Source organism: Methanoregula formicica SMSP (assembly GCF_000327485.1).
Lineage (GTDB): Archaea > Halobacteriota > Methanomicrobia > Methanomicrobiales > Methanospirillaceae > Methanoregula > Methanoregula formicica.
Map to the genome: position 1 here is coordinate 107,899 of NC_019943.1, position 14,857 is coordinate 122,755.

14 protein-coding genes are annotated in these 14,857 nt (G+C 59.1%); 6 read left to right on the forward strand and 8 right to left on the reverse strand.

The window, feature by feature from the left end; translation table 11 throughout:
• Positions 1-18: 18 nt before the first annotated feature.
• A complete protein-coding gene (ribC, locus tag METFOR_RS00575; RefSeq protein WP_015284163.1) occupies positions 19-480 on the reverse strand; it encodes a riboflavin synthase in 462 nt (153 codons plus the stop codon).
• Positions 477-1,607, reverse strand: a complete 1,131-nt coding sequence (locus METFOR_RS00580) for a pyridoxal-phosphate-dependent aminotransferase family protein (protein ID WP_015284164.1) — start codon at positions 1,605-1,607, stop codon at positions 477-479. Before METFOR_RS00580 ends, ribC begins: the two co-directional genes overlap by 4 nt.
• Before the next feature lie 55 nt (positions 1,608-1,662).
• On the opposite strand from METFOR_RS00580, the gene METFOR_RS00585 reads away from it, so the two are divergent.
• Positions 1,663-2,055: a 5-(carboxyamino)imidazole ribonucleotide mutase gene (locus METFOR_RS00585; RefSeq protein WP_015284165.1), complete on the forward strand. Its 393-nt coding sequence runs from the start codon at positions 1,663-1,665 to the stop codon at positions 2,053-2,055.
• A 166-nt stretch (positions 2,056-2,221) separates the two neighbouring features.
• Here the strand turns inward: METFOR_RS00585 and METFOR_RS00590 are convergent, their stop codons facing one another.
• Positions 2,222-3,853, reverse strand: a complete 1,632-nt coding sequence (locus METFOR_RS00590) for a serine hydrolase (protein ID WP_158491334.1) — start codon at positions 3,851-3,853, stop codon at positions 2,222-2,224.
• Between the two features lie 193 nt (positions 3,854-4,046).
• On the opposite strand from METFOR_RS00590, the gene METFOR_RS15185 reads away from it, so the two are divergent.
• A complete protein-coding gene (locus METFOR_RS15185) occupies positions 4,047-4,292 on the forward strand; it encodes a hypothetical protein (RefSeq protein ID WP_158491335.1) in 246 nt (81 codons plus the stop codon).
• Positions 4,293-5,085: 793 nt separating this feature from the next.
• Here METFOR_RS15185 and METFOR_RS00600 read toward each other — a convergent pair.
• From METFOR_RS00600 to METFOR_RS00620, 5 genes are all read right to left on the reverse strand, one after another.
• Positions 5,086-5,751 (reverse strand): class I SAM-dependent methyltransferase, encoded by a 666-nt coding sequence (locus METFOR_RS00600; protein WP_233504418.1) that lies wholly within the window; start codon positions 5,749-5,751, stop codon positions 5,086-5,088.
• Between the two features lie 548 nt (positions 5,752-6,299).
• Positions 6,300-7,529: an MFS transporter gene (locus METFOR_RS00605; RefSeq protein WP_015284170.1), complete on the reverse strand. Its 1,230-nt coding sequence runs from the start codon at positions 7,527-7,529 to the stop codon at positions 6,300-6,302.
• A gap of 33 nt (positions 7,530-7,562) precedes the next feature.
• Complete coding sequence (locus METFOR_RS00610; RefSeq protein WP_015284171.1) at positions 7,563-8,861, reverse strand: ATP-grasp domain-containing protein; 1,299 nt, start codon at positions 8,859-8,861, stop codon at positions 7,563-7,565.
• 21 nt (positions 8,862-8,882) lie between these two features.
• Positions 8,883-9,932: a GNAT family N-acetyltransferase gene (locus METFOR_RS00615; protein ID WP_015284172.1), complete on the reverse strand. Its 1,050-nt coding sequence runs from the start codon at positions 9,930-9,932 to the stop codon at positions 8,883-8,885.
• A 2-nt stretch (positions 9,933-9,934) separates the two neighbouring features.
• Positions 9,935-10,273 carry an STAS domain-containing protein gene (locus tag METFOR_RS00620; RefSeq protein WP_015284173.1) on the reverse strand — a complete coding sequence of 113 codons (339 nt, stop codon included), beginning with the start codon at positions 10,271-10,273 and terminating at the stop codon, positions 9,935-9,937.
• 146 nt (positions 10,274-10,419) lie between these two features.
• Here METFOR_RS00620 and METFOR_RS00625 point away from each other — a divergent pair, with 146 nt between their 5' ends.
• From METFOR_RS00625 to METFOR_RS14295, 4 genes are all read left to right on the forward strand, one after another.
• Positions 10,420-12,036: a hypothetical protein gene (locus tag METFOR_RS00625; protein ID WP_015284174.1), complete on the forward strand. Its 1,617-nt coding sequence runs from the start codon at positions 10,420-10,422 to the stop codon at positions 12,034-12,036.
• 72 nt (positions 12,037-12,108) lie between these two features.
• Positions 12,109-12,411 carry a DUF3795 domain-containing protein gene (locus METFOR_RS00630; RefSeq protein ID WP_015284175.1) on the forward strand — a complete coding sequence of 101 codons (303 nt, stop codon included), beginning with the start codon at positions 12,109-12,111 and terminating at the stop codon, positions 12,409-12,411.
• Positions 12,412-12,460: 49 nt separating this feature from the next.
• Positions 12,461-12,895, forward strand: coding sequence for an NDR1/HIN1-like protein (locus METFOR_RS00635; RefSeq protein ID WP_015284176.1), 435 nt, complete (start codon positions 12,461-12,463; stop codon positions 12,893-12,895).
• Between the two features lie 160 nt (positions 12,896-13,055).
• Entirely contained in the window at positions 13,056-14,792 is a 1,737-nt protein-coding gene (locus tag METFOR_RS14295; protein WP_158491336.1) for a PAS domain-containing sensor histidine kinase, read from the forward strand.
• Positions 14,793-14,857 lie beyond the last annotated feature (65 nt).

Here is a 14,857-nt window from a genome sequence, read left to right on the forward strand (position 1 = left end):
TAAACTCTTGTGATTGCATCACCGGCGGGCCGGCCCGGCATCCTCAAATCCCTGGCGCTGGCCGGTGCCGGCCTGCCGTTCCAGGTCTTTTGGGTGCAGGACAAGCTTCACCGCGTTCACCGCATGCTCGCGGGTCCGCTGCTCCATGAGCCAGGCCAGCTCGCGGTCGTCCTTGGCCTCGTCCTCGTGGACAAAGACCTCGATGATGTGTGTGTTCGTCATGAGCTGGCACTGGATGAGGCCGGTCGATGCCTCGTGGGCGCATATCTTGTCTTTATCCTTGCCCCCGGGCATGCCAAGCGCCATGACGATGTCGCACCGGCGTTCTTCGATCAGTTTCTTGCAGGCAACGGGAAGGTCCTTGATCCCCGGCACCGTCACCCGCTCGATGGCCACACTGGCATGTTTCCTGAGCTCATCGACTGCGATGGCTCCCATGTTGACGCGTGAAAAGGTAGTGTCGGCAATACCGACTCTCATCCCAGCACCTCGGCAGCTGCGCCGACACCGTCGCCCTTCACCGCATAGCCGCACTTTTTGAGCGCGTGCTGGGTGATGGCAAGAGTTGCAAGGATCTCCAGGGGACCGACCGAGCCCATGTTGCCGATACGGAAGATCTTCCCCTTCAGGTGGTCCTGGCCGCCGGCGATGATGATGCCCATCTTCTTGACAATGCCCCGCATCTCGTCATCCTTGACGCCGGCCGGGTACTCGATTGCCGTGACCGTGGACGAGTAATTGTGGAGCTTGTCGATCTTCGGGAAGAGGGTAAGGCCCCATGCCTGCGCCGCTGCCTGGACTGCCTTTGCCATCTTCTGGTGCCGGGCGATCCGGGCGGGGAGACCTTCTTCCTCGACAATCAGGCAGGCCTCGCGGAGGGCAAGGAAGAGCGGTACAGCCGGAGTGTACGGTGTCTCCATCGGGGTCCCGCTCGCGCTCTTTTTGTATGCCGCAAGGTCGAGGTAGTACGGCGGGTTTTTCGTCATGCGTTCCCAGGCCTTCGGGCTGACCGAGACCATGGCAAGGCCGGCAGGCGCGGCAAAACACTTCTGCGAGCCGGTGATGGCGATGTCAACGCCCCATTTGTCGACTTCCACGGTGTCGCCGCCGATAGAGGTGATGCCGTCCATCAGGAACAGGGCGTCGTGCTTTTTGCAGAGCCTGCCGATCTCTTCGGCCGGGTTCTTGATGGCGCAGGAGGTCTCGTTGTGGATTAGGGTCACAACCTCGGCACCGTTCTCAAGCTCTTCTTTGAGCTTCTCGAGATTGAGGGGGGTGCCCCACTCGGACTTGATCTCGGTCGCCTTGCCATAGCGCTGGCTGATCTTGTAGAGCCGCTCGCCGAACTTACCGTTCACGAGACAGGCAATCTTCTTGTCCCGTGAGACATTGGCGATTGCGGCCTCCATGCCGGCAGTGCCGGAACCGCTGATCACAACAAGGTCGTTCTTTGTAGCAAAGCAGGTCTTAAGAACCCGTACACAGTCGGCATACGCGGCACCGAAATCGGCGCTGCGGTGGTTTATTGCCTGACGCGACATCGCGAACCTGACCCGCTCCGGTATCGGCACCGGGCCTGGCATCATCAGGAGAAGTTCTTTTTCCATATGGATCTGCTCATAGTATTTTAAGAAAGACGCAATATAAGTTTGGATAGCAGTTATGGCAGACGTTGCGATTGTATCCGGGTCCGCTTCCGATGCGGCGATCACCGACAAGGTGAGAAAAGTCCTTGACGCAAACGGCATCACGTACGATGCGCAGATCCTCTCGGCCCATCGGGACCCCGACAAGCTGGACGCCTACATCAAGACCTGCGATGCAAAGATCTACATCGCCATTGCCGGGCTCTCGGCAGCCCTGCCCGGCGTCATCGCGTCAAAGACCGACAAGCCGGTGATCGGTGTCCCGGTTGCAGGGACACTGAACGGGATGGACGCCCTCCTCTCCATCGCGCAGATGCCAAAAGGAGTCCCGGTTGCCTGCGTGGGCGTGGACAACGGGGACAATGCCGCGTGGCTCGCGATCCGGATCCTGAAACTCGTGAAAAAGTAACTACCATATTCACTATCCCGTTTTTCTGTTGCTGAAGATTGGACTGGGTTTATTCCGGGACTCCCGGTGCCCCGGCAGGCCGTGACTCCCTCGCCGTGCCTGGCCTCCGGGAGGATTTCCGGACAAAACTGACCCTGATGAAAAAAGGGTGACCGGTATGATACCGTCACACCCGGACAAACGCAGCGTCCCGCTTGAAATCCTTATCGAGGATGAGGCTCGTGGTAAGGCCCGTCACGGTTCCGTCGCGACCGGTGGCAAACATGACCTGGCCGTGATAGTCCGGTCCCCACTGCGGGCAGGTGGAGGCAAAGGTGTTCCCGTCCCAAGGCGAGAGGTCGAAGGTCACCGGGGTCTTCCCGAAGGTGAGCGTCAGGTTACCGGCCTGTTCTGCGACCACGGCCTTCCCATAGATAGTGTTCGTATAACTCCCGGTGTATTTTTCAGGGGCGAGCGGCTCCGCCGGGCGAGCCGGGCGGACCGGCTGGTCTGCAAGGAGCTGTTCATTACTCTTGTCGGCCTGTGCCTGAACAATCGCGGAGACATCGGGGTTTGCGAGCCCGAAGGCCTGGCGGTAGAACGCGAACGCTAATCCGTCGGGAAGCGCTGTCCCGCCGGCCTCGTTTGCCAGGACCACGATCCCGAGGTTTCTGGAAGGGACCATCAGGACCACCGAGTGGCTACCGAGCGTCTCGCCGTCGTGCCAGACAATATCCGGGGTGCCGTCCTGCCCGGTATACATCCATGCCTGGCAATAGTAGTTCTTCTGGGAGATCATCGTGTCGCTCACGGGCGTCCGCGGGGTGTGCATGTAGGCCATGCCCGCGGGGCTGATGAGCTGTTGCCCGTTGTAACTGCCGTTACCCAGCTGGAAGATCGTCCATGCCGCCATGTCCTGGATGTTCGCGTTGATCCCGCCGGCCGGGCCAAATTCGTAGGAGACGTTGTTGAACGCCCAGTCGGGATCGATAGGGATTGCGCCCGTCGTGTTGTTGGAGAGGACACCGTGCCGGTACAGGGTCACGTGATCGGGCGAGGCCTGGAACGCTGCATAGGTCGAGGAAGCACCGGTCATGTGAAGAGGAGTAAAGATCCGCTCCTGAAGGTTATCCTCCCAGGTTTTGCCGCTCGTCTTCTCGATCGCCGCCCCGGTCGCGACAAAGGGCACGTTCTGGTACATGAACGAGCTCCGGAAGCTGGAGACCGGTTCTGCGTACCGGAGGGTGTGGATCATGTCGGCCCGGTCGAGCCCGAAGGTGGCAAGGTCCATGCCCCAGTGGTCGCCAATGCCGCTCCGCTGTGCCAGGGAATCGGTGATCGTGTACTCCTTTGTCACCCAGGGATCGCTCATGGCGAAGTCCGGGACATATTGTGTCATCGGGTCGCTCCAGTTCATCCGCCCGCGGTCCACTTCCATCGCAACAAGAGCCGCGGTGAACGCCTTGGAGGTCGAGCCAATCTGGAAGACAGTATCGTTGGTCACCGGGTCGGCTTTCCCGACAGTTTTTGTGCCATAGCCTTTCATGATGATGACGTTCCCGTCTTTGACGACTGCAACCGCCATACCGGAGATGCCGGCCTTCTCCCGGGAAGTCTCCGCGTACGTGTCGAACTTTTCCAGGAAAGCCTTCAGCGCGGCCGGATCGTTGAGATCGATCACCCGCCCGGTGTCCTGCACGGCACCGGATACGGGCGTGGCAGCAGCAGGCCCGGCCCCGCCCGGTGAGGTACAACCGGCAGCAGCGACCAGGATCAGTACACAGACAACGGCACAGAGGCCGGGAAAAGAAACACGCATACCGGTATCATATGCGGAAATCCATTTCAAGGTGTCGGAGAGCTCCGGATCGTATTTCCGTGGTATGCCGGAAGGGATCGATAACCGGAATCCCGCAGGAAGAGGGCCGCACCTCGGGGGGAAAACCGGGGGAAAGCCCCCGGGGGGTTCATCCGGTACGTGCCGTGTCTCCCTTTTTTCCCTTCTTCCGCCCGTGCGGGCAGACCCAGAGGCAGAACCCGCAGACACCGGCCATGCCCAGCTCCTTCTCGATCTCTTGGTAGTACCGGTCGCAGGCCGCCGCATCGAACCGGGCCTCGCGGAGTACTACCTCACCGATGACGGCAGGGAACTCTGGGACGCGATCATCCCGCTCCTCCAGTGGACGATGAAGCGGGAGGAGGGGTTCGTGCACGAAAAATGTTCAGCGCACTGCCACAAGAGGGCGGGGCACCGGTGATCGTTCCGGTGGCCCGGAACCAGTCGCATTGTTCAGTCCTTTCAACCGGATCCGGGACCTGAAAAGACCGGTTTTCCTAGCCGGCCGTTCTCTCCCTTTTTTATCAACCCGCATCCGTACATTCATCGGGATGATCGTGCTTTACGGCGTTGTAGTAATTGCATGAACTGCTCGTTCCGTGGACATTCGTAGGGATTCACACCACGCTCCGGGTTCCATTTCCCTTCCATTGGGTTGAACCGTGCTGGGCACGATACTTCTTCAACGAGCGGTGAATGGATTCCCGGTACCATTTTGGACATGATATGCTCGCAGTCCCTGCAAAACGAATGAATACTCATGGTATGGCTTCCTGTTTTGCATAACCATCAGGGATTACCTGACGTAACGTCCGGGCGATGTTCATGGAATCTGAAATGTCGCCCTGTGCAATCAAAACCGGATGAATAAAAGATGACGAGGGGTTCGTTGTTCTGTTGGATTTTTGTAGGCCTGAAAATTTTATGATGAAATGAAGGAATTGTTCAATGTGTAATTTTCTTTTATGTACACCCGGTGTGGATCATTACACAAAGAAATACACCAGTTCATCGCATCACTCCTGTACCCTCTTCTGTCGTATAACAATAAGTAGTTTCAGGCTCCCTTGCCGAGATATCCGGGGATGAGCGGGAGCATTATCAGAGAGAGGGCGAAGGTGACAGCTGCGTTACCGGCACGGCCGGTAACCACAGATTGCAGCCCGCTTCGTACGAAACCAGTGATAGAGGGATGGTATTAACCGGCGCCCGGTTCAGACCTTCTGCATCACGAAGAACGTGTACCCGTACCACCGCTTGTACTTCCGGTACATGTCCGCTTCGTGCTCAAAAGCATCGAGGAGGGCGGCATTCCCCGGGTCCTTCCCGTGGATCTTCCGGAGCTCCGCGGTCAGGGCCAGCATCGGGACATGGTAGTTATCCCACCACCCGGCCTCCGGCAGCCGGTACGTTGCCACAAGGCGGAGCCCGGTCCGCTTCACCCGCTCCTTCATCTCCTCTTCGGGCACAGGGATGTATCCCTCGCTCTCCCACCATTTCCTGAGCTCTTCGGGAGGGTTTGGCTCGAACCAGTCGGCATCGGACACGACCATGTACCCGCCTTTTTTCAGGAGCGGCTTCCAGAGGTTGAGGCCCTTCTCGAACCCGACAATGAAGATGGCTCCCTCGGACCAGATAAGGTCGAACGATCCTTTGTCGAACGGCAGGGCGTCCATGGAGGCACAGATCGTTTTGACCCGGTGTGCCATGCCGGCTTTTCTGACCCATGCATCGACCTTATCCAGGAACGGCTGGTGGATGTCGACAGCAGTGATCGTTCCGGTGGTGAGGGCCGCAAGATCCCGGGTCTGCGTCCCGCTCCCGCAGCCGACATCGAGGATTTTTGCGTCCCGGGGAACGGAGGGGAGCAGCGACCACACCTTCCGGGTCGCTTCTGATGACCCGGGCCCCTGCCGCGGAAGAGATTCGAAAATCTGGTAAAAAAACGGTGGTAATTGGGGTAATGACATGATGCATAGCTGTGGCACAGGGTGTAATGAGTGCTTTGTGGTCGAAGGGTTTGTCACCCTTCAAAAGAGGGCGGGGGGTGTTTCCCCGGCCGTCGGTCTGCTGCTGGTGCCAATGCAATGATACGAAGGTGAATCGGGCGAGTCTGCCTGTGTATGATGGTTTCATCCGTACTACTGGAGGTGGGACTCCGTCACGGCCGGAACGGGCAGTGAAGGCGCGTGATGAAAGATCTCCCACAACACGGACAGCGGCGTGTCCCTCCGTTCGTTTTCGGTATGGCTGCGGAAACGCTCATTGCTTCCGGGACAGTTCCTGCGGATCATCTGTCTGGTCATGGTTGTTCTCTCCTGCCCGGTTGTTCCGGGCCTGATACAGTGGTTGGATGCGGGGGTATATAGCGGGCAGGATGTTGGAACAATTCGCAGGGTTTTTTTCCAGCCTGCCGATGGTGATCTCCTTACCGTTCCACGGGTGCGGGAGCGGCAGTCTTCAGCTCCACTGGGCGGCTCCTCCCGACGGCCAGGAGGACCGGGACAGCAATGAGCGTGAGCGCCGCTGTTGCAAAGAAGACCGCGTGGATCCCCGCGGTGTCCATCACGACCCCGAAGATGACGGGAACGACCATCAGGCCGATGCCCTGAGCCATGCTAGCGATGCCCGCGGCAGCGCCCTGGCCTGTCTCCCGGCCGGCAATGGTCACCAGTGCTGCGATGGTGGTGAGCGAGAGGCCAAAGCCGCAGCCGAGCACGATGACGGCACCCAGGTATTCGGCGAAGGTCGCGGAAAGCCCGATACCGAACGAGGCTGCGGCGATCACCGCTATGCCAATGGCCAGGAGGAAGTACTTGTTGGACCGGTCCACGATCCTGCCGGAGAGCTTCTGGACCCCGGCCACGATGACGGTCCCGACAAAGATCAGGACGCCTACCTCTGTTCCGGTGAAGTGCTGCACCGTCCCGGTAATAACGGGGAGGTACACGAGGTACGTTGCGTACGCTACCGAGTACACGAGGTAGAAGAACACCGGTATCCGGAGGGCCGGGTGGCAGGCTGCCGTAAGGAACGGGACGGGGTCGCGGGGCTTTGCCCGGTGATCGGGAAGGAACCGGAAACAGACAACCGCAGTGACGGCCGTGATGAGGGAGAGGCAGAGAAACGCCGCGGAGATGTCCAGGTAGTCCATCAGGACCCCGCTGATAAGGGGGCCAAAGCTCATCCCGAGGAAAGCCGCGCTGTGGAAGCCGCCCATCATCCGCCCCTCTTCCCCGACATCCGCAATGTCCCCCATGTACGCGATGGCAATGGGGAAGACCATCGCTGCCGCGATGCCATGGAGGAAACGGATGAGCGTCAGCAGGTACACCGAGTCCGCGAGCACGTACAGGGCGGAGAAGAGGGAGTACCCGGCAAGGCCGATGAGGAGGAGATTCCTCCGGCCACAGGAGTCCGACATCGCGCCAAAGACCGGCAAAAAGACCGTCCTCGACAGGGCAAAGGAGGAGAAGATGACACCTATCCAGAAGCCGGTTGCCCCCATCAGCTGTGCGTACAATGGTAGGGCGGGAGTGATAATCCCGATCCCGAGCATGGTGGCAAAGGCGGTAAAGCAGAGGAGGAATGCCGCGAGGCGCTTCCGTTCCGGGTCCATCCTTCCTGATTCCGCTCCGCTGGTCTCTGCCACCGTCATGGTTGATCACGACCGGATAAGGTACTACCTTCCTCAGATGCTGAAGAGTTCGTTCTCCTGGTAGGTTTCGAAGTCACGGATGCGACGGTAATCTTCGAGGATGACCCGGGGGTCCTTGTGGATGAGGAAGACCTTTGCCGGGCTTGTCATCATGTCGACGGTCCGGTTCACGTGCCAGTCGCTGATGAGGTTGACGAAATCGCCTCGTGCACAGCTCTTCAGCCGGGCCAGCATTTCGATGGCCGCGATCTCGCCTTCGGGTGTCCCCTCGTGCTGTGCAATCAGGTGCTTTCTGATCATGTGACGCTTCAGGTGGTACGGCTTGTCGATGGTCTCCAGGAATTTCTCCGGATCGCTGTATGCCGCAACCATCAGGTCGACCTGGCACTGACCGGAGCAGCTGACGATGAGATCGGGAGGGATCGTCCCGCCCATGATGCGGGCTCCGGACTCGATTAAGAGCGGGCCCTTCTCTGTGAGCATGATCTCCGTGTGGGCAGCCCCGTACCGGATCCCGAGGGCATCGAGGACAGAGAAGGCATACCGGACCAGCTCCATCAGCTGTCCCTCAGGCCAGTCGTGGAGGCGGGTGCAGTCGTACACGTTCCCTACGCCCTCGACCTTGACCTTCCTGTACTGCCAGAGCTCGGCAAGGCGGTGCTTCCCGTTCCAGGAGACGGTATTGACCCCGAACTCCGTCCCGCAGAGGCGCTCCTCGATAAGAACCTCGGTGTTCTTGTCTCCCAGGTGGTTGGTCGTCCCGATCAGGTTCCGGAACGCGGAAAGGACCTCCTCCTCGGTCGAGCAGAACGTGACCCCTTCCGTGGAGGCGCTGCTCATAGGCTTGATTACGACCTCTGCAAACGACCCGGCCCGGAACCAGGCGATCAGTTCGTTCTCGTCTTGTGTGCAGATGAACTGCTTTGTCCTGACTCCCGCGTCCTGGAGCGCACACTGCATCCGGAACTTGTTGCGCCGGGCAACCGACTGCGCCGTCCCGTTCGAGAAGAGCCCCATCCGCTCGCTCAGCGCGTCTGCAAACGGGACTCCCATCTCGCTGCCCGGGATGATCCCGATGACCGCATACCGGTCCAGCTGCCGGACAACGGCGTCCAGGTCCCCGCGGAACACGATCTTGTCGGTGAACAGGGGGTCCTCCAGGTAGTCTTCCGCATGGTTCTTTTTTAAGTATTTCTCGGGAAATGCCTCGTGGCTGAGCACCTCGATGCAGGGAATCCCCTGCATCAGGAACCGGGACGCCATCACCCTGCCGGATGTTGCAAACCCGTCCACCAGGACAACGGCTTTCTGTCTCCTGTCTTTTGTGACCATGATTTTTCCTCCGATGGTTTTTCAGGAGCCTGATCCGGCCCCATCTTCATGTTCCTTCATCTGTGCACCGATATAGGAGAGGAGCCGCTCGCTGCAGGCGTTTCCTCCCGTCTGGATCTTCCGGAGATCGATGGTGATGTCCTGCAGGTGCTGCAGGATGAGGATGTATCCCTCTTCCCCGGGCAGGATGCCGGCGAAGATGAACCCGGCCTCTTCTGCCGCTGCTACAACGGCATTCGCTCCCGGGTCGTTCAGGTCAACGTGCATCCGCATCACCTGTGCGCCGTGGGCGCGGAGCTGCCGGGCGGTGTCAGCAACGGCCTCCCGGTAATCGGGCCCGACCCTCCGGATCCAGATCAGGCCGGCACCGGTATCGGGATTGATGGTCTTCTCGATCACTGTCCGTGCCCGGCCGGGTTTTCCGGACCCGTCCGCATTGATCCGGATGCCCAGTTTCCCGCTGATCTCGCGGATGGTCTTCCGGTGGTTCTCGGGAAGGTACTGGAAGGCGAACTCCTCTTCGTGAAGCGCCTTGGTATAGAACACCACGCTCTCCCGCTGGCTTAAGGCCCCGGTGAGCTCCCGGAACGAGATTTCCTGCGGCTGCGACCCGAGGAGGAGTGCGCTGGGGGAGAATCCCTCATGTTCCATGGCCCGCTGGGAGTGGGGGTGGGCCGTGAACGCCCCGCCCGTCAGGGCCCGGAACTCCGTGCCATCGCTGCAGGCAATCAGGTGCCGGAGGATCGTTCCTGCAAGACCCCGGCCGCGGCAGGAGGGGGTTACAGCCATCGATCCGAGCAGCCCGATCTCCGGGTAGCCATAATAGGCAGAGAGTGCGGCATAGCCGATGACCGTTCCCTTTGGGCCTGCTGCTACAACCGATAAGACCTCACCTTTCGCGTTCTTCTCCCGCAGTTGTACCGGATCGTAGACGTATTTCTTGGGATAGGTGTTCCCGTACACGTCCTGCATCAGGCGTGCAACACCGGGTGCATCCTCCGGCTGCATTCGGCGGATCTCTGCCTCCGCCACGACCAGGACGGGATTCGTCTGCTGTGCACAGGCCTGCACGATCAGCCCCCCCCGCGGGTCATGACCCTGACCGCCTCGTCAACCGAGGGGAACAGGACGAAGATCTGCTCGAACCCGCTCACCCGCAGGACCTTGTCGACAAGCCCGTCGCTGCCGGCAATGACGACCGGCACACCCTGCTTTGAGAACTCCCGCTTCATCTGCAGGAGCGCCCGGAGTGCCGAGCTGCTCATGTACTCCAGCCGGGACAGGTCAAGGACCGTCGGCATCACCGGCAGGTCAGCACCGCTCTTCTGGAAATCGGCAATGGTGTTGGCATCGAGCTTGCCGATGATTGTAACAATCGTCAGCTCCGGTGTCTTTGTAACGTGAATTTCCATGATGATACTCCTTTCATTTGTTATGTTCCCGTTTCCCATGGGGCTATAAAGAGCACAGGAAGTTGGAAAAAACCGGAAGGAAATTTTCCAACCGGCAGGGAAAGAACCGGAATCATTAAAGACGCGGTTTTCCTTGTATTGTACGAATGTACCCGGATCGTGCAACCTTCCAGCGGATGGTGCAGGACGACACCACCCTTTCTACTCCCGGCAGGGAGACCCTGCTTGCCCTGTACGATGGCCCGCTCCATCTTGCGCAGATCCTGGAGATTGTCAATTTCTCCAAGGGGGGTAAGGATCACACTATCACCAAGTCCGCGATGCGGAAACGCCTGGAGCTCTTAACAGAACGCGGGATCCTGGCCAAGGCAGGCAGCGAGTGCACGAATCCCTACTATTACATCCGCCGGCCGTGGATCTTCAACCAGTACATCCTGGTCAAGTGCCGGGACAGCCCGAAGACCGGGCTCCTCGACCTGACGATCCTCCTCCACGAGCTCTCACAGATGTCCGCACATGGGGAGACTGCCCTGCCCCACCCGAAGTTCATCTCGGCTGTTGGCGAGCGGACCGAACGGAGCCACCAGATCGGTTCCGCGTACGAGGCCTTCCAGAAAATTCTCGGCGACAAGACTGCAATCGGCGATTACCTGGAGGCGATCTACGAGGATATTTATGTGGGCAGGATCCCGTCAAGCGACTTCGACGGCCTCATTGCCCGTGACTTTTTACGGTCGGTGGCAACCGCCCCGGACGAAGAACGCGAGGTACGGTTCTTCTTCTGGTTCTCTGACTTTTTCCATATCCTCGACCAGTACGGGATCGCGCTCCAGGCTTTCGAAACGGGGGTGGCACGGGCGCAGGAGCTGGGCCTCAGACTCTCTGCAATCCTTGAAGAGGCCCCGATCTCGAAGGGCCATATCCTGCTCCATACCAACGACCTTGCCGGGGCAAAAGAGGCATTCCTCGCTGCCTATCAGAACCGGGAATCCGGACCCGTCACGAAGGCCCGGAGCCTCTTTGGCGCAGGCGAAGTGGAGCTCGTCTGCGGGGATCTTGCCCTGCCGTACGCATCCGCACGATTCAAAAAAGCGCTCGATCTCTGCCATACGGCCGATCCTTCCGGGAAGGCCGCGGACATCCGTGAGCTGGAAGCCGATATCCTGAGGAGGACCGGGGCCGTCCACCGTGTCCTTGGCGAACTGGACAAGGCAGAGGCCTGCTATACGAAGGCCGGGGAGGTCTATGGGAAGACCATGCCCCGGGGCCATGTCTGGCTGCTGCCCGAACAAGCGGAGCTTGCCCGGGCGCGGGCGTTCCTCTCCTTACCGGAGGTCGCCGGCCGGTTCGTGGACGAGGCCGCCCGGTTGTATGGTGAGGCAAAGGAAGCTGCCCAGCGGATCCGGAACATCAACTGGTTCGCCCACGGGCTCATCGGGGAGTGTGAGCTGGCGCGGGTCGCCCGCCTGAAACTGAACAAACCCCTGCCAAAGAACCTAGACAACAAGTACGCCAACGCGTTCGAGATCTACTGCCAGATCTCGTCTGACCACGGGATTGTCCAGACCTTCATCTCCGAGGCGCTGCTCTATCATGCCGCAGCGGACGAGCGCCCGGAGAAATACGCCGTCACTGCAGACAAGCTCGAGCAGGCCGAGCGGCTCTGCCGTGACCTCGGGCTGAAGTCCGAACTGGCGCTGATCAAACGGATCAAATCCGGGAAGGGAGCGGAAGCGGAACTCCACCCGCTCACGTTCCTGTAAGCCCGGTCCTGTTTTTCACTTTCACATCACGGATCCCGTGTCTTTATGCTGGTGCGGTGTTGACACGTGGGTATGGCAAAAAAGAAGATCCAGACCGTCTGCGGGTATTCGTGCAGCGACTGCGACCATCACGGGAAGGAGTGCAGGGGCTGCCCGGAGACAAAAGGTATCCCCTTCTGGACGGCATTCATCGGCATTGACCACTGTGCGATCTACGATTGCTGCAACAATGACCGGAAGTTCCCGCACTGCGGGAAGTGCCCTGATCTGATGTGCAACCGGTTCGACCGGATCCGGGATACTCCGGGAATAACTGAGGCAGAGGCCAACGCCACCCTTGCTGCAATGGAAAACGAACTCCGGAGCCGGAAATAGCGGAACAGATGAACAGGATTTTTAACCGGCTCGGGACAACGTTCTTACGATGCCCTTCCTGCACGAACCGGAAGTCAGCCTTGAAGAGGTGCGGCTCCGCTCCCTGTCGATCTCGTCCCTTGAACTCGACGTGGCGATCCGGGTGAAGAACAAAAACCCGCTTGGTGTGACCGTGCAGGAAGTCTCCTTCAAAGTGCTGTGCCGGGACTGCGCTACCGTCCGGCAGATCGCGACAGGAAATACCGGCCGGGTGACGATCAAGGCAAACGACAGTACGCTCATCACGGTCCCGGTCAGGTCTGACAATGCAATCCTCCTTGCGGCGCTCGCGGCCCTCGCGGCACAAGGCATCGTGCAGGTCACGATCAAGGGGACAGCGGTTGTCGATGCCATCCTCTTCCACTGGTCCGTGCCGTTCGAGAAGACCCTGCCCGTGACGATGGACCAGATCGTGAGGGCGGCTGCCATGGAGGGTAAGAAATAAACCGGGGTGTCACCATCAGCACATCCCTCTATTATACCTGCACTGAAGGAGATCTGTCGATTTTCTCTGTGACAAGTATTATTGCATTTCCTTCCCATACCAAACGTGAAGCGTTCATGGAATACGGAGATCCAAGATGAATTTCGCTGTAATATCCGAGATGCAGAAACGGCCGACGGCTACTGCTGTCATCATTGCCAGTGTAACCCTGATCGTGCTGCTTCTTAACGGCTACTTTCTCCGGCAGGGTATAACGACAGTCCTCCCCCACCTCTTTTACATACCCATCATTCTCGCCTCGTATTTTTTCCCCCGCCGCGGGATCTTGTTCGCATGCGTCATCTCCGTACTGTATTGCGTATTGGCCTGTATCCTGGCGCCGGTTGCATTCCGGGAGCCCCTCTCGGCAGCCGGGAGGATTATCATATTCATCCTCATCGCGGCCGTTGTCTCGTTCCTGACCTTGCGGCTGCAGGAGAACGAAAGGCTGTTCCGGGGAGTTGCCGAACGGAGTTCCGATGTCATCCTGCTCACGGATCCCGATGGCAAGGCACAGTACGTGTCTCCATCCGTCAAGGCTGTTGCCGGATATGATCCTGAGGAGATCCTGGGCCGGATGCCCCGGGAGTTCATTCATCCCGATGATTACAGGATCCTTGAAGAGGCGTTGCCGCATATTTCCCGGGGATCCGGGCCGGTAGAGGTAACCCTCCGGTTCCGGAAAAAGACCGGAGACTATGCCATCGTTGAATTCTCGGCATCGCCTATCATCGATGCCGGCAGGGTGTACGGGATCCAGGTCATTGGCAGGGACATCACGGAGCGCCGCAGGAGCGAAGATGCCCTCCGGAAAAGTGCGGAGGACCACCGGCTGCTGGCGGATTACACCTATGACTGGGAATACTGGATCGCTCCTGATGAGACCTTCCTGTACACTACTCCCTCGTGCGAGCGTATCACCGGCTATACTGCAGAGGAATTTGCCAGGGACAAAGAACTGCTCAAAACGATCATCTATCCCGAGGATAACCATGCAATGGACCACCACATGATTCACGGGTTCACCCAGCCGGAGCCTGGTGCCGTGGACTTCCGGATCATCCACCGGAACGGGGATATCCGGTGGATCGCCCATGTCTGCCAGCCGATTTACAATGCACAGGGGGAGTTCATCGGCAGGCGAGCGAGCAACCGGGACATCACCGAACGCAAGCGGATGGAGTCAGCACTCAAGGAGACAAACAAGAAGCTGAACCTTCTCTCAAGCATCACCCGGCACGATATCAACAACCAGATCTTCTCTTTAAAAGCGTTCCTCGAAATCTCCCGGGAATCCCAGGGGGATCCGGCGGAGCTGAATACATGCCTCCAGAAAGCGGAGCGGGTGACCGATGCCATTGAACGCCAGATTGCCTTCACAAAGGAATACCAGAATCTCGGGGTCAATGCACCGGTATGGCAGGCTGTCTCTGCGGCTGTCAAATCAGCAGCAAATGCCCTTCCCCTGAGGGATATCCGGATCATCGATGAGATCGGGGACCTGGAAATCTATGCCGACCCGCTCTTCGAGAAAGTGTTTTACAACCTTATTGACAATGCGCTGCGGTACGGGGGTCCGGAGATGTCGGCAATCCGGTTTTTTTCACAGGAATCCGGCCAGGAGCTGGTCATTGCCGTTGAGGATGACGGTGCCAGTATATCCCCGGAAGACCGGCAGAGGCTCTTTGAACGCGGTTTTGGAAAGCATACCGGCCTTGGCCTTTTCCTCTCCCGTGAGATCCTTGCGATAACGGGTATCACAATCACGGAGACCGGACACCCCGGCCGGGGGGCACGGTTTGAGATCATCGTGCCGAAAGGGACCTGGCGACGCATAATGAACAATGAAACGAAGTGATTGACAAGACATTTACCAATCAGAGGGAGAAACCCGGGACAGCAAAGTGGGGAGCCATCCCGTTT